The following is an 18,868-nucleotide window of genomic DNA, read 5'->3' as shown; positions in this document are numbered from 1 at the left end:
TCTTAAACTGGCAGGCCAATTTATCACATAACGATCTAAATGCGCCTAGCTCATTTTTACAGCTTAAATGAGCTATTGAGCACACTCCATATTTCGACTATTATTGAAACATGGAAACGATAAATGCTGTAGCCGCCCTGGCGGCCATCGCTCAAGAATCGCGCCTCGCGGTGTTCCGGCTTCTCGTCCAGGCCGGCCCCGCCGGCATGGCCGCCGGAAAAATCAGCGAAGCGGCCGGCATCCCGCCGTCTTCGCTATCCTTCCACCTGAAAGAGCTGGCACACGCCGGCATGGTCACGTCGCGGCAAGAAGGCCGATTTGTGATCTACGAGGCGAACTTTTCGACGGCCACTAACCTGGTGGCCTTTCTCACGGAAAACTGCTGCGGCGGCCAGGTGTGCAACCTGTCTTGCACCACGGAAGCCGGGAAGGTGTTGGCATGAGACTTCGCCATCTTTCCGACCCCGATTCTTTGCCCGCTTTGGACAAATCCTTTGCCATCGAGCGCCCGGCGCTCGGGCTGGCACCCGACGCCCCGCCGGTGCGTATCCTGCTGCTGTATGGCTCGCTGCGCGCCCGCTCGTTCTCACGGCTGGCCGTCGAGGAAGCGGCCCGGCTGCTGCAATTCTTTGGCGCAGAAACACGCATCTTCGACCCGTCCGATTTGCCGTTGCCCGATCAAGTGCAAAGCGACGATCACCCGGCCGTCAAGGAGCTGCGCGCCCTGTCCGAGTGGTCAGAGGGACAAGTCTGGTGCAGCCCGGAACGCCACGGTCAGATTACCAGTGTCATGAAGGCGCAGATTGACCATCTGCCGCTTGAAATGGCCGGCATCCGGCCGACCCAAGGCCGCACCCTGGCCGTGATGCAGGTATCCGGCGGCTCGCAGAGCTTCAACGCCGTGAACACCTTGCGTCTGCTCGGCCGCTGGATGCGAATGTTCACCATTCCGAACCAGTCGAGTATCGCCAAAGCGTTCCAAGAGTTCGACGCGGCGGGCCGCATGAAGCCCTCGCCGTACTACGACCGAATAGCCGATGTGATGGAAGAACTGGTGCGCTTCACGGCGCTGGTACGGCCGCACCGTGAAGCACTGACAGACCGCTATTCCGAACGGAAAGCGGCCGGCCACGTCATCGACGAGGCCACCGATCTTTCATCCATCGCCATTGCTCCCCAGCCACTACCAGAAAGCGAAACATCATGACCGAAAGAATCTATAACGTCCTCATCCTCTGCACCGGCAATTCGGCGCGCAGCATCATGGCCGAAGCTCTCATCAACACGATGGGGCAAGGGCGCTTCCGCGCCTACAGCGCCGGCAGTCACCCAACCGGCAAGGTCAATCCCTTCGCCGTCGAAAAGGTGGAGTCGGTGAATTACCCGACCGAGAATCTGCGCAGCAAGAGCTGGGACGAGTACGCCACGCCCGACGCACCGAAGATGGACTTCATCATCACCGTCTGCGACAACGCCGCCGGCGAAATGTGTCCGGTGTGGCCTGGTCAGCCGATCTCGGCGCATTGGGGATTTGAAGACCCGGCCGCCGTCGAAGGCACTGACGCCGAGAAGCGCCGGGCCTTCGAACAAACCTTCCGGCACATGATGAACCGCGTCCGCCTGTTCGTGAATCTGCCTCTCAAAATGCTTGACCAGACGGCCATCAAGCGCGAGCTGGCGAACATCGGCAAGACCGAGCAGGAAGCATGAGCGCCGGCGCACAGGCCATCGCCGCGAAGCCGCGCCAGGCCCCGATGAGCGGCTTCGAGCGTTACCTGACGCTGTGGGTGGCCCTGTGCATCGTCGCCGGTGTTGCGCTCGGCCAGGGCCTTCCTGACGTGTTCCAGGCCATAGGCCGCATGGAAGTGGCCCAGGTCAATTTGCCGGTGGGCCTGCTGATTTGGGTAATGATCGTCCCGATGCTGGTCAAGATCGACTTCGGGGCGCTGCACCAGGTCAAAGAGCATTGGCGCGGCATCGGCGTCACGCTGTTCGTGAATTGGGCCGTCAAGCCATTCTCGATGGCCCTGCTGGGGTGGCTGTTCATCCGACAAGTGTTCGCTCCGTTCCTGCCGGCCGATCAACTGGACAGCTACATCGCGGGCTTGATCTTGCTGGCCGCCGCGCCCTGCACGGCAATGGTGTTCGTGTGGAGCCGCCTTACCAACGGCGACCCGCTTTTCACGCTCTCGCAAGTGGCTCTGAACGACGCCATCATGATCGTGGCCTTCGCGCCCATCGTCGGCCTGCTGCTGGGCATGTCCTCGATCTCGGTGCCTTGGGACACGCTGCTGATTTCGGTCGTGCTCTACATCATCGTGCCGGTGATCCTGGCGCAGCTCTTGCGGCGGCATCTGCTCAAGCAAGGACAGGCCGCCTTTGAACGGGCCATGCAGAAGATCGGGCCGTGGTCGATGGCCGCGCTGCTGCTGACGTTGGTTCTACTGTTCGCCTTCCAGGGCGAGGCCATCATCCGGCAGCCGTTAGTGATCGCCATGCTAGCCGTGCCGATCTTGATTCAAGTGTTCTTCAATTCCGGGTTAGCCTACTGGCTGAACAAGCGGGCGGGGGAAAAGCACTCTGTCGCCTGTCCTTCGGCCCTGATCGGTGCCAGCAACTTCTTCGAGCTGGCCGTGGCGGCCGCCATCAGCTTGTTCGGTCTGCACTCCGGCGCTGCATTGGCAACCGTGGTCGGCGTCCTGGTCGAAGTGCCGGTGATGCTGCTGGTCGTGCGCGTGGTGAATCGCTCGAAGAGCTGGTACGAACGAGGTTGAACATGAGTAGGAAAAAACTGAGGAAATGATTGCAGATTGCCGCGCCGGCCGCTTCCTGGCGCATTCGATCACTGACCTGGAACACCTAGTATCCATGCTTGCTGAGGTCGCCCGATGACAGACCCAAAGAACCTAGAGAACAGGCTGCATGAGAAGGCCGACCCGGCCCGCGCCGTTTCCACTGGCCGGGTGCGCTACACACTGGCCGAACTACTGGCCGACGCGGAAGCATCCGGGGCTTACCCGCTGCCGCCGGAGGAACGCGAATGGATGGATGCGCCGTCTGTGGGTCGGGAATGGCCAAACAGTGAAGATTGAAAAAGGCGGCCAGTTCGAGTGGCCGCCCTTTCGTCATTAGCTGCACGCTTGGCGCAAGGCGTTCATTGCTTCTTGAAAATCAGCCTGTGTCGCCCGGCCCGTTTCAGCTTGGTAGTACACCACCATGAAAGCGTTGGCGACGGCTTCGGCCACTGGCCCAAGGCTCCGCGCTTCCGCTTGGTTGATGTACTCCAAGGAGGCGAGAATAGCCGCTGCTTGATGCACTGCTTGCCCTGGTTCGATACTATGTTGTGTTGTCATGATTCACCTCTCCAGTAGGTGTTGATTGAAAGTGCCGGGCTGGTTGTGGCCAGCCCGGTGCGCCTACAGGTACAGCCCAGCCGCCTCCGCGAATGCTGACCACTGATTACCGCCAAACTTGGCCTCGGTACTTACCGGCTTAGTCTCGATCTCTCTCATAGGGTCTGGCCGTGATACAAAAGCGGCTGTTTCTGCCTCTGCATCGACCTCGGTCGATTGATCGCCCAGCGGCGAAACAAATACCTGGCTGACTTCTTCCCTTGGCGTTTCATCCAAGGCCGCCAATGCGGCCATGTATGTTGATGTTGTCATCGTGCTAACTCCTGACTTCGTTACTATCTGGGCCAGAATCGCCACCCAAGCTATTGCCCTCGAACTGGCCAGATTGGCCTGCCTCTTTCGGCTCCATGCTTTCGCGTATCGAGGCAGCCAGTTTTCCGCCTGTGGTTTCGCTCACTCGCTCCTGGAATCCCTGCTTCACTTGAGAGCCGACACCCTTGGCTAACTCGGAGGCCGTGCCTGTGGCCAGCTTCGCGGCCTTGGCAAAGCCGCCACCGCTTGAGCTACTGCCGCTGTCACCAAAGCCAGCCGCTTGGGCGAATGGGCTACTGCCAGCAGTACCCGCTTCACCACCACCGTTTCCGCCACTGCTGACAACTGACCCCATGCTGGACATGTCACCGCCGGTTTCCATACTCGCTGATGCTTTCTGAAAAGCCGCTTGGAGTGCACTTGCACCTCCGGCTGCACCGGCTGCGGCACCCATAACCGCTTTACCTGCCAGGGCAGCGCCGCCAGTTGCCATACTGGCCGCCGTCACCGCCGCCCCAACTGCCGCACCCGCACCGAAGTTTCCAATTCCACCGGCTGCGCCAATACCACCACCAGACACAAGACCAGAAATCATCGGCGGAACTTTGTTGACCAAGAAAAGCAAGATGACCGATATAACCAACATCACGGCCAGTTCCTGGGATGCCATGTTCTCGCTGATTTGCGTGTAGTAGTGATTGATGAACTCTTTGCCAATCGCAACCAGAAGCACCATTGCCATAAGCTGTGCGGCCAGGCCCAGCACGGTCTTGTAGTAATTGATCGCCATGTCGGAAGTCCAACGACTTCCACCAAAGCCAAGGAAGAACACACCGGCATACAACAGAATCCAGGCTGATGCGAGCAACAGCAACAGGTTGACCGCAATCAACGCCAGGACAAACAAAACAGCCAGGGCCATTAGCTCCATGACCAGAGCAGTTGCCATCTGCCGCCATCCCAGCTCCGAGGTGGCCTGTACTGTGCGGTTGTATAACTCGAAACCAAGATCAAGGATGCTGGAGGGCCCAAGATTGCTATTGGAAAGTCCCCCCGCCTGCGCGCCCAGAGTTTGCAATGACTGAACAATCGTACCGGCGATATTCATGCCCTGGTTCGCATTCGTCAGCAACCACCAGAAAAAGCCGGTGAAGATCGTGAAGCGAACGAACTCCGCGAAGAACTCGCCAATGTCGGCCTTGCGCAAAGCCATCATGCCGAATGTCCAGACCATCGAAATCACAACCAGCGTCCAGAACAAACGCGATGCAGCGGACTCAATAGCTGGCCCCCATGTTGCGGCAGCATCATGAAAACGCTTGAGCACATCATTCATAACACCGCTGCTACTTAGCTCCTGCGCCATTGCAGGTTCAGCCAGCACCATTGTGGCGACCATCATCAAGCCACCTAGAGCAATTTTCTTTCTCATGGCGACCACCTCAATAATCATCTTTAGGGCTGGGCTTGAACTCCCACTGACGCATCTGCTTGGCCTTCTGGAATGCTCTGCATTCCTCGGTAAAGGCCTCTCGGTTCGCTTCGCTGCGCATTTCATTCAGTGCTGCCTGGAACGCATCGGGGGCACACGTCGCCGCATTTGGTTCGGGCATCCTTTCCTGTTCACATCCAGCCAACAACAGCAACGTAGCCGCGGTAGTAAAAAAGATTTTTTTCATCTCACCGCCTCCCTAGTAGTTGTCTGCCGGACTCGGGCGAAACGTCCAGGTACGCATTTGCTCGGCCCTGGCATCACCTCGCGCCTCGGCATCGAGTTCTGCTGCAATCCGGGCTGCCTCCGCGTTGTGTTGGGCGGTCAACATGGTGCGAATCTGCAAGAGCTGATTGGCCTGCTGGCTGGCGAGCTGGTTGGCGTAGCCGATGGCCTGTAGCTGGCCAGTTGCACCCTGGGCCGCGCCTTGCAGCCGCTCCAGGGTACGGGCGTCATCCTTCAAAGCCTTTTGCTGGTCGGCAACGGTCTGGAACAGGGCATCGTTGGCCTTCTTTTGCGACTCTGACGCCAGGCGGCGGTTCTCTTCCATCGCTGCCTTTTCGGCCGGCGTGCATCCGCCGCTGCCGTTGAAGCATGGCGAGCTGCGGTAATAGGCCACGTCCTGAAACTTGGCCAGGTAACGATCCAGGCTGCCTAGCTGGTTCTCGTAATAGGCCAGCGTGTTTTGCGCGGCAATCAGCCGGTTGATCGTAGTCTGCGCCTGATCCCAGATATACGCGGCTGGGGCCATCGTGTTCTGGAGCTGATTTTCGTACTGCTGCAACTGGGTCTGGTACTGCTCAATCTGCTTGAGCGTCTGCGCCACCGACTCGATGGCCGTCATGATGTTCTGGGCCAGGTTGCCGCCGTCGATGACGGGGATACCAGCTTGCACAGGGGCGATGGTAGTGGTGATAAAGCCGGTTGCGAGTGCAACGGCTAGAGCGGTTTTTTTAGCCGCTAAAATTTTGGACTTCATGGTCGTACTCCGTCGATGAAAAGAAGGCATTGCCTTGACCAAGCGTTGTGCTTGTTCTCGGCAACGTTTCATCGAAGAGCTACGCCACTAGCTGATCGGTATTGCCCTTGGCGCTGAGGCCCGGACTTACAAACGTAAAACTACTCTGTTTTTTTATCGCTTTCGGACAAGCCAACTTCCCGGCCAATCTCTTCAAGCTCTAGCGGCTGTACTGCCGCCGTCAGTATTTCGCGTATTTCCGCGTCGGTGCTCCTATCGTTGAGCGCTGCTCGAACTTTCAACGCACGGTGCACCTCGGCGGGTAAATTCCTGATAAGCACATTTGCCATATCAATACCCTTTTGGTGTACCCGACAACCATGCTATCAAAGATATTAAAAATAGCAAGACCTATACTCTTGCAACCGGCGGTAGCCGATCAGCCCCGCAGGGCAGGATTCCCGTTGAGTGCCCCCGGCGCGAATAAGGGACAGTGAAGATAGATAACCGGCTTGCCGGTTAGCTAACTTCACCCATCCTGCCCGCATTTCACCCACTATTGAAAATCTAGCGCATATCGAACGTAAAGCGTTTTATCGTCAAACAAACACCGATTCTTGGCAACATAACCGAATCGTCACCAAATCGGCCTGCAATCGACATAGTCGCTTCAAAATCGCTGCTCAATCGGCTTTAAATCGGAACCTAAAATGCCAACAATCGACACAAACCATTCGCCCCGATGGGGCGAGTTGGACGCCAAAAAAGAAGGGCATAACCCGCCCCTCAAGTGTCAATGAACACAAGAAATTTGCCTCCCCTCCCGTCATACCACTAAGGCGACGTATTGATACTTGAGGGGCAACCTTTCCTGATGTTGACACCTTCACGCAGGTTACTGGTTATGGGCGTCCAACACACACGGCTCATTCCTGCTTGGTAATAATAAGAATAATAATCTTCTTATTATTCTTACCGAACGAATGGGCACTGCTTAGCCATTTCACGTTTCGAGCCAAGGTTTCAGTACAGATAACTACAAGTGCACACAGCGGCCCTCCAGCACCGTTAGACGCAGATTCTGCTTCAGCTCATGGAATAAGGGACTCCGGGTTGTTTTCCCCTCTCACAAGGCGTTTCAGCGGCCACTGAAGCCGCCTTCTCTTCTTGGCGTTAAACCATCGGCCTATGGCCGATTGATAAAGCCCGCCAGGGCTTTATTGGCAAGGTCAGAACGCGCCCTCAAGGCGCGAGCTGCACCGCGCATGATGGATTATCTTTAGATAATCTTGGATGGATTTCCCAAACTGCCCGCAAAGCAGCGCACCGTCTGGGTTTTCCAAATTGGGACGGGGAACGTTACGACGGCAGAAGGGGAGCGTTACGACGGTAACAAGGGAACGTTACGACGGTAAACGGGTGCAGTTGCCGTGGGGCCAGGCCTCTTGATCTCCCATTTTCCCTTGGCGTATTCGTTCACTACCCAACCCACGGCGGCAAGTTCGGCCAGTGCCTTCCGGGCAGTCTGACGGCGTTTTTTCATAGCTTCGGCATTGGCTTCATCTGGCCAGACATAGCCGCAAAGCGTGTCCAGTTCCACGCGCCCGGATTTGCCGGGGTCGATCCAGCCGCATAGCCGTTGGTGCATCAGCCGTGCCGGATCAGTCTGTAGCACCCGCACTTCCGCCATGTCGATACGGGCATATGGACGATGCCCCAGGATCGCTTCGGCAATACGCGGATTCAGGGCAACCCATAGCCTGCCGTCCGTCTCGTCAAAAGCATGACTCATCAGGTGGAACGCGGCTTGCCGCCGTCCCTTCGTCACAAGGATGGTGACGTTCGACATGCGCAGCAGGCTGGCTTTGAGCGCCTTGATGTTGTCGCCGCTATCCGTCATGCCCGTTTCTGAGAGCAGTTTGGTCAGGCTCTCACGAACCACCAAGCCGTCTTGCTCAATGGCTTCGAAACGGGGTTCAAGGAATAGCCGTAGCTGTCGCCCCGTCTCACTGGTCGGTTCCGGGGTTAGCAAGATGCCGTTCGGGCCGCCAAGGGCCACGATGCCTTGCAAAAGACGCATATCATCGGCCCCGAGAGGTTCGAATCCGACGAAACGCATGGATTCGTCCTCGCCAAAGGTGTAGGTCACGTCCAGCTTGCAGCGTTTGCGATCGCCACGCTTGAGGCTGCGGAACAGGCCAGGTGCCAAACAGTGCGCGGGATCATGTCGGACGTGGGTCAGGTCATGCTTAGGCTTCTTCACGCTGTCTCCTTTTCACCTTGCACTGCCGCTCCAGTACAGCAGGCTTCAACACGCCGCCGTCGTGCCGTCTAAACCAGAGTTCTTGAAAAGGTGCGCCATAGTTGGCCTTGCTGACGCCAAAGCGGACAAAATACCCACGCTGACAATCATCGACCCCCAGTATCTCGGCCTCGCCTTGCGTCATGCCGGATAGGTACGATTGCCAACGGATGTTATCAACCAGTACGGACGATCCACGACTGGCCTGCTGTTGATCGCCCGACCCCATCATGGCTGCGCTTTTACTCGCGTGGTGCAGAAACACAATGGAGCAGCCTGTATCAGCGGCTATGGCCTCCATGTGCCCAACAACCTGCGCCATCGGCCCGCTAGCGTTCTCCTCCTCAATGTGGAAGCGCCGCAAAGTGTCCAAGATCATCAAGCGACGACCTTCAGCGGCTCGTTTGAGAGCATCGAACCAGCTAGCAGCCATGATGTTTGGGCATTTACCGATCAAGGGTTCAATGAGCAAACCATCAGCCACGGCTTGCCGTTCCGCTGCGCTGAGGTGTGCCCCAAGGGCGTGCAGACGATGGTGAATAGCGGCCGGTGGATCTTCAGCAGGCAGATAGACCACTTGCCCGGTGGGAAACTCGCCTATTTCAAGTAAATCAGGCCCGCCTGCAATCTGTGCAGCCAATTGAAGGGCCAACATGGATTTACCAGCCCCACCAGGCGACACAAGAGCACCAACAGTGCCAGCAACCATATTAGGCAGAACATAATCAATGGGTGGCGGCAATTCCGTGAAAGCCGCCATAAGATCAAGAGCCATATAACTAGCCCTCTATAGGGCCAGGTCGCGCAGCTTGATCACCCGATGATTTACGTGCCTCAATCCACTCTTCGACCTCTGACAAATCCCAGGCGACATTTCTACTGGTTAACGCGATACGGCGTGGAAAATCCCCTCGCTGCTCCAGGTTATAAATTGTTCGTGTCGAAAGCGGGATCATCTCCAGGAGCTTCTTCCTGTTGATGAGGGTCTTTATATTTTGCATGGGTCAATACCTCTCAAATGAATAGTTGCTATTCATCGAGTAGCTGCGCGAAGCAGCTAATCGGTAATTGACCTGCCCGATGCCAATGGCGGCCTTATTTATAAATTCACGGCATCAACTTCAATGCTATCAAAGATAGCAAAAACATCAACCCTTACTGCCTCCCGAAGTCCACTCATCAATCATATCGGCCCAATCCTGCAACATCGCCGCCCGCTGCTCGCGGTACTCAGCCTTGTTGTAGACAGCCCTCACGCCCTTCTGCTCGTGCGCCAGGCACTTCTCGATCCAGTCGGTGTTGTAGCCGGCCTCATGCAACAGCGTGCTGGCTGTGCGCCGCAAATCATGCGGTCCGAACTTGGTAAGTGACTTCCCATCTTTCTGCGCCGCCTTGTAAGTCAGCGTCAGCACCTGGTTAAGTGTGGCAGCGCTCATCGGCGCATCCGAGTCGTACCGTGATGGCAAAACGAAGTCGGAACCACCGGCAAAGGTTTTCATGGCAATGAAAATATCCAGAGCCTGCTGGGACAGAAATACCAGGTGCGGGTTACGGCGTTTCATCCGCTCCTTTGGAATCGTCCACAACGCTTCGCTGAAATTGATCTCGCTCCAGGTCGCATTGGTCAGCTCGCTCTTGCGCACCATCGTCAGCAATAACAGCTTGGCCGCCGCACGGTTTGTTGGGCTTGTGCCCACTCGCTCCATGTACTGGTACATCAGCCCAATTTCTTCTGGCGTCAACGCTCGGTCACGTGGCTCGAATCGAGCGATGCTTGTTGGGCGCACCAGTTCTGCCGGGTTTTCGACCTTCTGCCCACGCTCGATGGCCCAGCGAAATACCTGCAACACGATTTCACGCACATGAACGGCGGTGGCCGGTGCGCCTCGCTCAACAATGGCATCAGCCAGCGCCCGCAAGTCTTCGTGGGTGATCTCCACCAGCTTCTGATTGCTGAATTTCGGCTTCAGCTCACGCTCATAAACCGAGCGGCGCATATCGCGGGTGGAGTCGGCCATCTGGTAGCCACGCAGCCACTTCTCCGCCCAGGCACCGAACGTCTCTGCATCTTTCACCCGCGCCTTGTCTCGGGCTTTCTCCTTGGCCGGCGACTTGCCCGCCGCAACCATCTTCTTGGCGTCACCCAACAGCTCGCGGGCTTCGGCCAGGGTGATGCCACCGACACCATAACGCCCAAAGGTGATGGTCTCCTGCCGACCGTTGATTGAGTAGTTGTAACGGAACGAGATGGAGCCGGCTGGAGTCACTGCCACATAGAGACCTTCCCGGTCATTCACTTTGTAGAGTTTGTCCCTGGGCTTGAGATTGCGCAGCTTGGTATCGGTCAGCATGTACCTTGTCCTTCTTCGTCTCCGATACCATGCTGAAAAAATCTCGAGTTTATCGTATTTTTTCTTACGAAACAGTAACTTATAGAATATTAATACCATGAACACACAAAAGAACGCAGCATGGTATCGGCATCAATCATGGCATCGCCAAACCATAATACCAGCTTTAATGCCATGCTCAAACGGTGCTTGGCGCTTCCTCCCGTTGCCAGATCGTGCCAAACACAAACAAAAAAAAGCCCGCAATTACGCGGGCTTAGCGGCATTTCATGCCATCAGGTGCCTGGCTGTGCCAGACGCGGAATCATTCCCACTCAATGGTGCCCGGAGGCTTCGAGGTAATATCATAGACCACGCGGTTAATACCGCGTACTTCATTGATAATACGGGTCGCTGCCTTGGCAAGGAAGTCCATATCATAGTGGTAGAAATCAGCTGTCATACCGTCAACCGATGTTACCGCACGCAGCGCACAAACGAATTCGTATGTGCGGCCGTCGCCCATAACACCAACGGTCTGCACCGGCAGCAACACTGCAAAAGCCTGCCAGATCTTGTCATAAAGACCGGCTTTGCGGATTTCATCCAGATAAACTGCATCAGCTTCGCGCAGGATTTCCAGTTTCTCACGGGTGATACCACCCGGGCAACGAATTGCCAGACCAGGCCCCGGGAACGGATGGCGGCCGATGAAACTGTCCGGCAAACCGAGTTCCTTACCGAGAACGCGCACTTCATCCTTGAAGAGTTCACGCAGTGGTTCCACGAGCTGCATATTCATGCGCTCAGGCAGACCACCGACATTGTGATGCGACTTGATTGTAACCGAAGGACCGCCGGTGAAAGACACACTTTCGATCACATCAGGATAGAGGGTACCCTGTGCGAGGAAGTCTGCGCCGCCGAGCTTAGCCGCTTCTTCTTCGAACACTTCGATGAACAGACGGCCAATGGTCTTGCGCTTCACTTCCGGATCAGTTTCACCTTCCAGAGCGGAGATGAAACGATCCTGTGCATTCACCAGAACCAGCGGCATGTTGTAATGTTCTTTGAACATTGCAACAACCTGCGCCGCTTCATCCTTACGCATCAGGCCATGATCGACCAGAATACAGGTCAGCTGATCGCCGACCGCTTCATGGATGAGCAGCGCTGCAACGGAAGAGTCCACGCCGCCTGAAAGCGCGCAGATAACCTTGCCTTTGCCAACCTGTTTGCGGATGGCTTCAACAGCCTGTTCGCGATAGGCGGACATTGTCCAGTCCGGCTTGATACCGGCAATATTATGGACGAAATTCTGCAGGAGTTTCGCACCGTCCGGTGTGTGCACCACTTCCGGATGGAACTGCACCGCAAAATATTTGCGTTTTTCATCGGCAATGGCTGCAAATGGTGCATTCGGCGATGTGCCGACAACTTTGAAGCCTTCCGGCAGCGCTGTTACACGATCACCGTGGCTCATCCACACCTGATGGCGGGTGCCTTTGGCCCAGATGCCGGAAAACAGTGCGCTGTCCTCGTTCACTTCGAGGAACGCACGGCCGAATTCACGGTCATGGCCGCTTTCGACCTTGCCACCCAGCTGCTCGCACATGGTCTGCTGACCGTAGCAAATGCCCATAACCGGAATACCGGCTTCAAACACTGCCTGTGGTGCGCGCGGACTACCGATATCGGTGGTCGAATGCGGGCTGCCGGACAAGATCACAGCTTTCGGATTGATGCGCTTGAACGCTTCATCTGCCAGCTGGAACGGCACGATTTCGGAATAGACTCCAGCCTCGCGCACACGCCGCGCTATCAGCTGCGTGACCTGACTGCCAAAGTCAATGATAAGGATAGTATCGGGATGGGTGCTCATGGGCAGCATCTAGAGAATTATGTTGATTGTTGCAAGCCGGAATCGAAACCCGCGACAATATATTAGGGTACAAACAGTGGAGATAAGATCAGTCGCCGGATTTTACCGTCAGCGGCACTGTACGCTCAAGATCAGCCTTGTAAAGACCCGGATCCGGATGGCCGGTTGTTTTGACCAATGTGCTCTGCAACATTGCCGCTTCCAACAAGCGCACAGCCTGCGCCAGTTTCTCATCAATAATATGCAGATAACGTGTCCAGTCAGACACCTGCTTCACCGCCTCATCACCATCGGAAATACCGCGCAGACCAATCAGCGGCACAGCAAAACGCTGGCAGGTGCGCAGGATCGCAAAGCTCTCCATGTCCACCATATCCGCATCAATATCATTATAGGCCGAGCCGGTGACGATATTTGCACCTGTGGACAAGGACGCGCTGGCAATACCCGGAATATGATATGGCAACGGAATAATGATCGGGAAATCAGCCGATGGTGTCTGACCTTTGGCATAGCCGAGAGCCGAGGCATCCATATCGCGGTAGCCGACATTGACCGCCTGATAAATCTCGGTCTGCACCAGCTTTGCCGAACCGGCAGAACCAAGCGACACCACCAGATCAGGCAGAGCACCGCGCATGGAAAGATCGGCCAGAACCGCAGACACCACGACAGCCGCTTCAACAGGGCCGATACCGGTAATCAGCGGCTTGAACATAGCCTGCAAATGCGGGCCGTATTCTGAAGGGGACGCCATAACAAACAGAACTTTTTTGCCGCCGAAATCATGCACATATTGCAGCATCGACATCGCATCTTCTGAAGCACCCTGTACCGGCGCGGACATAATCTTGGTCATTCTAACACCTGAGGCCGTCAATACAGATGATTGCGGCACACCCTTTTATTCGGACTTGCGCGGAGCTTTGGGATAAATCCGCACGAGGTTCAAATCAAAAAGCTGTTTACAGAAGCGCTTCCGTAAACAGCACACTCAGGACAGGTGTTCAGAGGATAACCTAGTCCTGTAAATCTTCACGATCTTTCACCACCATCAGCGTCGCTGTCATCGTGGCTACCAATTTCACTTCAGTCTCACCGACGGCAAATGCCTGACCGTCGCTGACCATAATTGTACGTCCCTGCTTGGTTACATTCCCGCGGAACAGAAAATGGTCGCCTTTACCGGGCGCCAGCAGATTGACCTTGAACTCGATGGTCAGCACTGCGGCATCCGCCGGCATCATTGTCAGCGCCGAATAGGCACAGACCGCATCGAGAGCCGTAGACACAATTCCCGCATGTAAAAAACCATGCTGCTGGGTCAGATCGGCACGAAACGGCAGCTCCACTTCAACCACACCCGGTTCGCAGCGTGTGAGTTGTGCGCCAATCAGCTTCATCGCCGCCTGACGTGCAAAACTTTTCTCAACCCGTTCTTTGAAATCCGGTTCTGCTATTCTCGGCACTGCCATAATATCCCTCAGTCTTATACACTGAATGTCAGTTTTATGGCATCTCCATAACAGTCTTCAGAACCTATTCCAACCACCGGTTCGTACAAAGCATGTCCATATACGACCGAAAACAGGATATATCCTTATAGACATATATTTATATCGGATACTGCTATTCAAACCCAGCTAATAGCGCAAACAGAAAAAAATACCAGCTTTAATGGAGAAAAAGCCCGTATTTTTTCAATATTACGATCCGGATAAGAATAATACCCGATACTCAGGCAGGCTGATTTTGCAAAACAGCAATATAGAAGCCGTCTGTATCCGTGGAAAGCGGCGAGAACACGGCACCGAAATCGGGATAATGTGGCTGCGCCTGATCGGTGATGCCGCTCCACAACTCGGCCATCGGCAGCGCCCTGTAATCAGAGTTTTCCGAGAGAAAACGGGCGATCTGCCGGTTATTCTCTGAAGCAAACAGCGAACAGGTCACATAGACCAGACGACCACCCGGCTTCACATAATGTTTGGCCGCTTCAAGCACTTCATGCTGATCGGCAACGCGGCGCTCAAGCTGCACATCGGTCAGGCGCCATTTTGCATCCGGACGGCGGCGCCATGTGCCGGAACCGGTGCATGGCGCATCGGTCAGCACAATATCCATCTGGCCTTTATGAGGCTCCAGATTTTCCGGCCGGTTATGTACCTGTGTATTACGCACACCGGCGCGGCTCAGGCGATCATGGATCGGATTGAGACGCGAGCGCTCGGCATCATAGGCATGAATCTGCCCTTTATTCTGCATGGCTGCGGCCAGAGCCAGCGTCTTGCCACCGGCACCGGCGCAATAATCCATAACCTGCTGGCCAGGTTGTGCGCCAACCAGTTTCGCGGCAAGCTGCGATCCCAGATCCTGCACCTCATACCAGCCATCGAGAAAAGCCTGCTCGGTCTGTACATTCGGATGACGGCCAAGAGCACGCAAAGGCGGAATACGAACCGCTTCCGGCAGAAAAGGCGCAGCTTCCGCACCGGCATTTTTCAGACCTTCCAGCGCGGCCAGCACCTTGTCGCGATTGGTTTTCAGCGTATTGACCCGCAGATCAACCGGCGGACGTGTAGCAAGCTCAGCAGCCTGTGCAACCCAATTATCGCCAAACAAGGCTGAAAATTCCGGCACCCAGCTCTCGGCAATATCGGCGCGGATATACTCCGGCGCATCACTCAGATCACGACTTTCCCAAGCCTGCAAGCGCTCCGCTTCAAGCGGCTTTGGCGCAAATTTATCACCGGCCAGATTAGCCTCCAGCCATTCGCCGCCCATATCCGGATCGCTCAGGACAGAGGCATAAACCAGTGCACGGGCATCCTGCGCATCCATCCGCCAGCCGAATGACAGCTTACGGCGCAGAACGTCATAGACAATATTGCCGATCACAGCGCGGTCGCCGGCTCCGGCAAAGCGGTGCGCTGCACCCCAATCTTTCAGCGCATCGGAAGCAGCACGGCTCTGGCGTTCAATATCTTCCAGCACTTCTATCGCTGCCTGCAACCGTCCGCCCAAACGCATCTTTACCGCTTTCCTGTCTTTATCTTGTTCATATGTTCTCACCGCATAGCTTAAAATGCGCCAAAGTGAAACGACCTGAGCAAAAGAAAAAGCCGGAGCATCACTGCTCCGGCTTCTTTATATTGCGTTCTTGCCGCTTATTCAGCAGCTGTCTGCTTTTCCTCATTGGAAATCGTATTGGCTTCATAGCCATGCGCTTCCTTGAGGGCTGCACGGACACCGGCTTCATAATCCGGATGGATCAGTTTGAAATGGCCAAGCTGACGCTCAATGATAAAGCCCGGAACACCGCCCATTGCCGCAGCAATATTCGAGAACAGACGGCTCTTCTGACCTGCATCAAACAGGTTGAACAGTGCGCGCGGCTGCGAATAATCATCATTGCCGATACGGTGATTGTAACGATCAACGTCACCGGAGATTTTCAGTGGCGGTTCTTTCGCCGATGGCTGTTCAACCGGACCATTGAAGGAATTTGGCTCGTAATAAGCATCCGGATTACCGGTCGCGATACCGCCATAAGTATTCATCTGACCATCGCGATGGTAGTGATGCACCGGACAGGCAGGTTTATTGACTGGAATTTGCTCATAATGGGTGCCGAGACGATGGCGATGCGCATCCGCATAAGAGAACACGCGTGCCTGCAACATCTTGTCCGGCGAATAGCCGATACCCGGTACGATATTCGATGGCGAGAAGGCAGCCTGCTCGATTTCCGCAAAGTAATTGTCGGCGTTACGGTTCAGCTCCATAATACCGATATCCATCACCGGATAATCCGCATGCGGCCAGACCTTGGTCAGATCAAACGGGTTATAAGGTGTTTTATCGGCATCGAGTTCAGGCATGATCTGAACCTGCACTTTCCAGCGCGGGAATTCACCCTTTTCAATCGCACCAAACAGGTCGGCCTGTGTGGATTCACGGGTCTGGCCGACAACTTTTTCAGCCTCCGCATTCGTCCAGTGCTGGTGCCCTTGCATGGTCTTGAAGTGGAATTTCACCCAATAGCGCTCGCCGGCATCATTCCAGAACGAATAAGTATGCGAGCCGTAACCATTGATGTGACGCACATCTGTCGGCAGACCACGGTCAGACATCAGGATTGTTACCTGATGCAGGCTTTCCGGTGACAGCGACCAGAAATCCCACATCGCTGTGGCGGAGCGCATATTGGTCTTTGGATGACGCTTCTGGGTGTGAATGAAGTCCGGGAATTTCACCGGATCACGTACGAAGAAGACCGGCGTATTATTGCCAACCAGATCCCAGTTGCCTTCTTCGGTGTAGAACTTCAATGCAAAACCGCGCACGTCGCGCTCGGCATCTGCCGCACCGGCTTCACCGGCAACTGTGGAGAAGCGCGCAATCATCGGGGTCTTCGCACCCGGCTGCAAGGCTTTGGCTTTGGTATATTTGGAAATATCACCGGTAATGGTCAGTGTACCATGGGCACCCCAGCCCTTGGCATGAACCGCACGCTCAGGAATACGCTCACGGTTCTGGTGTGCCAGCTTTTCAATGAGCTGGTAGTCAGTCATCAGGACAGGACCGCGCTCGCCTGCTGTCAGGGAATTCTGGTTATCCGGAATCGGTGAACCGGCACTTGTGGTCATAATCGGACGATCGGCCATTTTTAGCTCTCCCTTGTATGATTGGCTCTGTTTTGAGCCATTATAAAAAAATCTGCATGACAAGATTATGACGGGCGCAGAACCACCTTCAGGTATTCCGCACCAGCCAAAACATGTATTAAATACTCAATTTCAATAACTTAACGATATACACCGATCAGGATTGAAATTGCATTCTCATGCTCTTTCTACAGAATAGAACTATTCTAACCATAATTTCCAATTGAATTTACTGTGATTATTGATAGGATTTTCTTATCATGTTTACAGTCAAGCAAATGCGCTATTTCGATGCGCTCGCCACCCATCTGCATTTCCGCAAAGCCGCCGAAACAGTCTTTGTTTCGCAACCCGCTTTATCCGCACAAATTGCAGAAATGGAAAATCTCGCCGGCAGCCCGCTCTTTGAGCGCGCCAATAAATCAGTTCTGCTCACAGAACTCGGTCACACACTCTGGCCGCGCATTAAAGTGATTTTACAGGAAATCCGTGCGCTGGAAGAACTGACCGAGCAGAAAAGTGGCATTCTACAATCACGCCTGCGGCTTGGCATCATCCCAACCATTGCCCCCTATTTGCTGCCGGATCTTATTCAGGCGCTGAAACAGCAATATCCGGCTCTGACGCTGGAACTGCGCGAGGCACTGACCGACAAGCTGCTGGAAGAATTGCGCAATGGTGAACTGGATGCGGTAATTGCCGCTATGCCGGTTCATGATCCCTACTTGACGGGCAAACACCTGTTTGATGACCGGTTTCTGATTGCCACTTCCAGCAATAATAATGATGTCCTGCCCTCGCCGCTCACACAGGGCAATGCGGCACTGGAAAAGCTGCTGCTATTGGAAGAAGGGCATTGTTTGCGCGATCAGGCGCTTGAGGTCTGCGCTCTGCCGCGTGAGCGCACACTGGTGAATTTCGGTGCGACCAGCATGGCCACGCTGCTGCAAATGGTCAGCAATGATATGGGGCTGACGCTGATACCGGAAATCGCTATTCGTTCAGAGGTGCCGCATAAGCGCATCCGCATCGTACCGTTTTCGGATAATTGCCCAAGACGCCAAGTCGGTCTGTTCTGGCGCAAACAGAGTCAGCGTCTTGAGGATTTCACGGCTTTGGCAAAATGCATCCAAAACAGCGCGGAAAAAGTGATGCTGGCACCTGATGAACTTAGCAGCCTGATCCGCCACAGTGCCGAATCTGAAGAGACTGCATCTAGAGCATAATTTCTTAGACTTGGATCAGTTTAAGGAATTATGCTCTAATTTTAAAGTGTTAGAGCGACCTTTGTGTGCCAAGTCTGGCACACGGCGCTCTATCCAGCGCGTTCCTGCTGGTATTTAAGCATCATAAGTGCAGCAGCTTTGCTCATCCATAGATCACGCTCATCCGCGAGATCAGCTTCAAAGCGCTTGGCAAGCTGTGTATAAGCCTGCCACATGCTCTGCGCTCCTTCCCCTTCCTGCACAGAGAAGTGGCTTTCCATACGCTCCACTGTCGCCTTGATCTGGTCGGTTTCAGGAATGGTTTTCATCAGCACCTCCCGTTTGCGGGCAATAAAAAAGGCCGGTT

Annotated in this window: 22 protein-coding genes; 6 read left to right on the top strand and 16 right to left on the bottom strand. The window is 55.1% G+C overall.

The window, feature by feature from the left end; genetic code table 11:
* Positions 1–110 precede the first annotated feature (110 nt).
* The 5 genes from BKD14_RS04780 (at position 111) to BKD14_RS04760 (ending at position 3,092) form a co-directional block, all read left to right on the top strand.
* Positions 111–443 carry a metalloregulator ArsR/SmtB family transcription factor gene (locus BKD14_RS04780; RefSeq protein WP_000447876.1) on the top strand — a complete coding sequence of 111 codons (333 nt, stop codon included), beginning with the start codon at positions 111–113 and terminating at the stop codon, positions 441–443.
* The gene (gene arsH / locus BKD14_RS04775) at positions 440–1,207 is read left to right on the top strand and encodes an arsenical resistance protein ArsH (protein ID WP_001239389.1); all 768 of its coding nucleotides are present in this window, start codon (positions 440–442) and stop codon (positions 1,205–1,207) included. The genes BKD14_RS04780 and arsH overlap by 4 nt, the downstream gene beginning before the upstream one ends.
* Entirely contained in the window at positions 1,204–1,710 is a 507-nt protein-coding gene (locus BKD14_RS04770) for an arsenate reductase ArsC (RefSeq protein WP_000140066.1), read from the top strand. The genes arsH and BKD14_RS04770 overlap by 4 nt, the downstream gene beginning before the upstream one ends.
* Positions 1,707–2,774, top strand: a complete 1,068-nt coding sequence (gene arsB, locus BKD14_RS04765; RefSeq protein ID WP_001272375.1) for an ACR3 family arsenite efflux transporter — start codon at positions 1,707–1,709, stop codon at positions 2,772–2,774. The genes BKD14_RS04770 and arsB overlap by 4 nt, the downstream gene beginning before the upstream one ends.
* Positions 2,775–2,888: 114 nt before the next feature.
* Positions 2,889–3,092 carry a hypothetical protein gene (locus BKD14_RS04760; RefSeq protein WP_000131871.1) on the top strand — a complete coding sequence of 68 codons (204 nt, stop codon included), beginning with the start codon at positions 2,889–2,891 and terminating at the stop codon, positions 3,090–3,092.
* Positions 3,093–3,128: 36 nt separating this feature from the next.
* On the opposite strand, the gene BKD14_RS04755 is transcribed toward BKD14_RS04760, so the two are convergent.
* From BKD14_RS04755 to katA, 15 genes are all read right to left on the bottom strand, one after another.
* Positions 3,129–3,353, bottom strand: coding sequence for a type I toxin-antitoxin system ptaRNA1 family toxin (locus BKD14_RS04755; RefSeq protein WP_075654451.1), 225 nt, complete (start codon positions 3,351–3,353; stop codon positions 3,129–3,131).
* Positions 3,354–3,416: 63 nt separating this feature from the next.
* Positions 3,417–3,665 carry a hypothetical protein gene (locus BKD14_RS04750; protein WP_022960384.1) on the bottom strand — a complete coding sequence of 83 codons (249 nt, stop codon included), beginning with the start codon at positions 3,663–3,665 and terminating at the stop codon, positions 3,417–3,419.
* 4 nt (positions 3,666–3,669) lie between these two features.
* Complete coding sequence (gene trbL / locus BKD14_RS04745; RefSeq protein WP_075654793.1) at positions 3,670–5,097, bottom strand: P-type conjugative transfer protein TrbL; 1,428 nt, start codon at positions 5,095–5,097, stop codon at positions 3,670–3,672.
* Positions 5,098–5,107: 10 nt separating this feature from the next.
* A complete protein-coding gene (gene trbK / locus BKD14_RS04740) occupies positions 5,108–5,344 on the bottom strand; it encodes an entry exclusion lipoprotein TrbK (protein WP_000718002.1) in 237 nt (78 codons plus the stop codon).
* A 12-nt stretch (positions 5,345–5,356) separates the two neighbouring features.
* Positions 5,357–6,136, bottom strand: coding sequence for a P-type conjugative transfer protein TrbJ (gene trbJ, locus BKD14_RS04735; protein ID WP_075654450.1), 780 nt, complete (start codon positions 6,134–6,136; stop codon positions 5,357–5,359).
* A gap of 140 nt (positions 6,137–6,276) precedes the next feature.
* A complete protein-coding gene (locus BKD14_RS04730; protein ID WP_000024442.1) occupies positions 6,277–6,465 on the bottom strand; it encodes a stabilization protein in 189 nt (62 codons plus the stop codon).
* 1,031 nt (positions 6,466–7,496) lie between these two features.
* On the bottom strand, positions 7,497–8,378 hold the full coding sequence (gene repC, locus BKD14_RS04725; RefSeq protein WP_000743064.1) for a replication protein C, IncQ-type: 882 nt from the start codon (positions 8,376–8,378) through the stop codon (positions 7,497–7,499).
* Positions 8,365–9,192 (bottom strand): helicase RepA family protein, encoded by an 828-nt coding sequence (locus tag BKD14_RS04720; RefSeq protein ID WP_001162384.1) that lies wholly within the window; start codon positions 9,190–9,192, stop codon positions 8,365–8,367. Before BKD14_RS04720 ends, repC begins: the two co-directional genes overlap by 14 nt.
* A 4-nt stretch (positions 9,193–9,196) precedes the next feature.
* Positions 9,197–9,418: an AlpA family phage regulatory protein gene (locus BKD14_RS04715; RefSeq protein WP_001179606.1), complete on the bottom strand. Its 222-nt coding sequence runs from the start codon at positions 9,416–9,418 to the stop codon at positions 9,197–9,199.
* 147 nt (positions 9,419–9,565) lie between these two features.
* Complete coding sequence (locus BKD14_RS04710; protein WP_000954590.1) at positions 9,566–10,768, bottom strand: site-specific integrase; 1,203 nt, start codon at positions 10,766–10,768, stop codon at positions 9,566–9,568.
* Between the two features lie 304 nt (positions 10,769–11,072).
* On the bottom strand, positions 11,073–12,629 hold the full coding sequence (gene guaA / locus BKD14_RS04705; protein ID WP_075654792.1) for a glutamine-hydrolyzing GMP synthase: 1,557 nt from the start codon (positions 12,627–12,629) through the stop codon (positions 11,073–11,075).
* Positions 12,630–12,717: 88 nt separating this feature from the next.
* The gene (locus tag BKD14_RS04700; RefSeq protein ID WP_083646896.1) at positions 12,718–13,434 is read right to left on the bottom strand and encodes a 5'-methylthioadenosine/S-adenosylhomocysteine nucleosidase; all 717 of its coding nucleotides are present in this window, start codon (positions 13,432–13,434) and stop codon (positions 12,718–12,720) included.
* 214 nt (positions 13,435–13,648) lie between these two features.
* Positions 13,649–14,104: a PaaI family thioesterase gene (locus BKD14_RS04695; RefSeq protein ID WP_022711196.1), complete on the bottom strand. Its 456-nt coding sequence runs from the start codon at positions 14,102–14,104 to the stop codon at positions 13,649–13,651.
* 262 nt (positions 14,105–14,366) lie between these two features.
* A complete protein-coding gene (locus BKD14_RS04690; protein ID WP_075654449.1) occupies positions 14,367–15,659 on the bottom strand; it encodes an RsmB/NOP family class I SAM-dependent RNA methyltransferase in 1,293 nt (430 codons plus the stop codon).
* A 137-nt stretch (positions 15,660–15,796) separates the two neighbouring features.
* Positions 15,797–17,296 carry a catalase KatA gene (gene katA, locus BKD14_RS04685; protein ID WP_075654448.1) on the bottom strand — a complete coding sequence of 500 codons (1,500 nt, stop codon included), beginning with the start codon at positions 17,294–17,296 and terminating at the stop codon, positions 15,797–15,799.
* 260 nt (positions 17,297–17,556) lie between these two features.
* On the opposite strand from katA, the gene BKD14_RS04680 reads away from it, so the two are divergent.
* Positions 17,557–18,522, top strand: coding sequence for a hydrogen peroxide-inducible genes activator (locus BKD14_RS04680; protein WP_022711199.1), 966 nt, complete (start codon positions 17,557–17,559; stop codon positions 18,520–18,522).
* An 89-nt stretch (positions 18,523–18,611) separates the two neighbouring features.
* On the opposite strand, the gene BKD14_RS04675 is transcribed toward BKD14_RS04680, so the two are convergent.
* On the bottom strand, positions 18,612–18,830 hold the full coding sequence (locus BKD14_RS04675; RefSeq protein ID WP_075654447.1) for a hypothetical protein: 219 nt from the start codon (positions 18,828–18,830) through the stop codon (positions 18,612–18,614).
* Between the last annotated feature and the right edge of the window lie 38 nt (positions 18,831–18,868).

Origin of the sequence: Pseudochrobactrum sp. B5 (assembly GCF_001939785.1) — a bacterium.
GTDB classification, from domain to species: domain Bacteria; phylum Pseudomonadota; class Alphaproteobacteria; order Rhizobiales; family Rhizobiaceae; genus Pseudochrobactrum; species Pseudochrobactrum saccharolyticum.
This window is presented reverse-complemented; position numbering and strand designations above follow the sequence as displayed.

Excerpts from the sequence above, each read along its gene's own strand:
- BKD14_RS04730 (WP_000024442.1), bottom strand. The coding sequence starts at position 6,465 with ATGGCAAATGTGCTTATCAGGAATTTACCCGCCGAGGTGCACCGTGCG.
- BKD14_RS04755 (WP_075654451.1), bottom strand. The coding sequence starts at position 3,353 with ATGACAACACAACATAGTATCGAACCAGGGCAAGCAGTGCATCAAGCA.
- BKD14_RS04695 (WP_022711196.1), bottom strand. The coding sequence starts at position 14,104 with ATGGCAGTGCCGAGAATAGCAGAACCGGATTTCAAAGAACGGGTTGAG.
- BKD14_RS04720 (WP_001162384.1), bottom strand. The coding sequence starts at position 9,192 with ATGGCTCTTGATCTTATGGCGGCTTTCACGGAATTGCCGCCACCCATT.
- katA (WP_075654448.1), bottom strand. The coding sequence starts at position 17,296 with ATGGCCGATCGTCCGATTATGACCACAAGTGCCGGTTCACCGATTCCG.
- BKD14_RS04715 (WP_001179606.1), bottom strand. The coding sequence starts at position 9,418 with ATGCAAAATATAAAGACCCTCATCAACAGGAAGAAGCTCCTGGAGATG.
- guaA (WP_075654792.1), bottom strand. The coding sequence starts at position 12,629 with ATGAGCACCCATCCCGATACTATCCTTATCATTGACTTTGGCAGTCAG.
- BKD14_RS04750 (WP_022960384.1), bottom strand. The coding sequence starts at position 3,665 with ATGACAACATCAACATACATGGCCGCATTGGCGGCCTTGGATGAAACG.
- BKD14_RS04690 (WP_075654449.1), bottom strand. The coding sequence starts at position 15,659 with ATGCGTTTGGGCGGACGGTTGCAGGCAGCGATAGAAGTGCTGGAAGAT.
- BKD14_RS04770 (WP_000140066.1), top strand. The coding sequence starts at position 1,204 with ATGACCGAAAGAATCTATAACGTCCTCATCCTCTGCACCGGCAATTCG.
- arsH (WP_001239389.1), top strand. The coding sequence starts at position 440 with ATGAGACTTCGCCATCTTTCCGACCCCGATTCTTTGCCCGCTTTGGAC.
- trbK (WP_000718002.1), bottom strand. The coding sequence starts at position 5,344 with ATGAAAAAAATCTTTTTTACTACCGCGGCTACGTTGCTGTTGTTGGCT.
- BKD14_RS04680 (WP_022711199.1), top strand. The coding sequence starts at position 17,557 with ATGTTTACAGTCAAGCAAATGCGCTATTTCGATGCGCTCGCCACCCAT.
- BKD14_RS04700 (WP_083646896.1), bottom strand. The coding sequence starts at position 13,434 with ATGCTGCAATATGTGCATGATTTCGGCGGCAAAAAAGTTCTGTTTGTT.
- trbJ (WP_075654450.1), bottom strand. The coding sequence starts at position 6,136 with ATGAAGTCCAAAATTTTAGCGGCTAAAAAAACCGCTCTAGCCGTTGCA.
- BKD14_RS04675 (WP_075654447.1), bottom strand. The coding sequence starts at position 18,830 with ATGAAAACCATTCCTGAAACCGACCAGATCAAGGCGACAGTGGAGCGT.
- trbL (WP_075654793.1), bottom strand. The coding sequence starts at position 5,097 with ATGAGAAAGAAAATTGCTCTAGGTGGCTTGATGATGGTCGCCACAATG.
- BKD14_RS04760 (WP_000131871.1), top strand. The coding sequence starts at position 2,889 with ATGACAGACCCAAAGAACCTAGAGAACAGGCTGCATGAGAAGGCCGAC.
- BKD14_RS04710 (WP_000954590.1), bottom strand. The coding sequence starts at position 10,768 with ATGCTGACCGATACCAAGCTGCGCAATCTCAAGCCCAGGGACAAACTC.
- arsB (WP_001272375.1), top strand. The coding sequence starts at position 1,707 with ATGAGCGCCGGCGCACAGGCCATCGCCGCGAAGCCGCGCCAGGCCCCG.
- BKD14_RS04780 (WP_000447876.1), top strand. The coding sequence starts at position 111 with ATGGAAACGATAAATGCTGTAGCCGCCCTGGCGGCCATCGCTCAAGAA.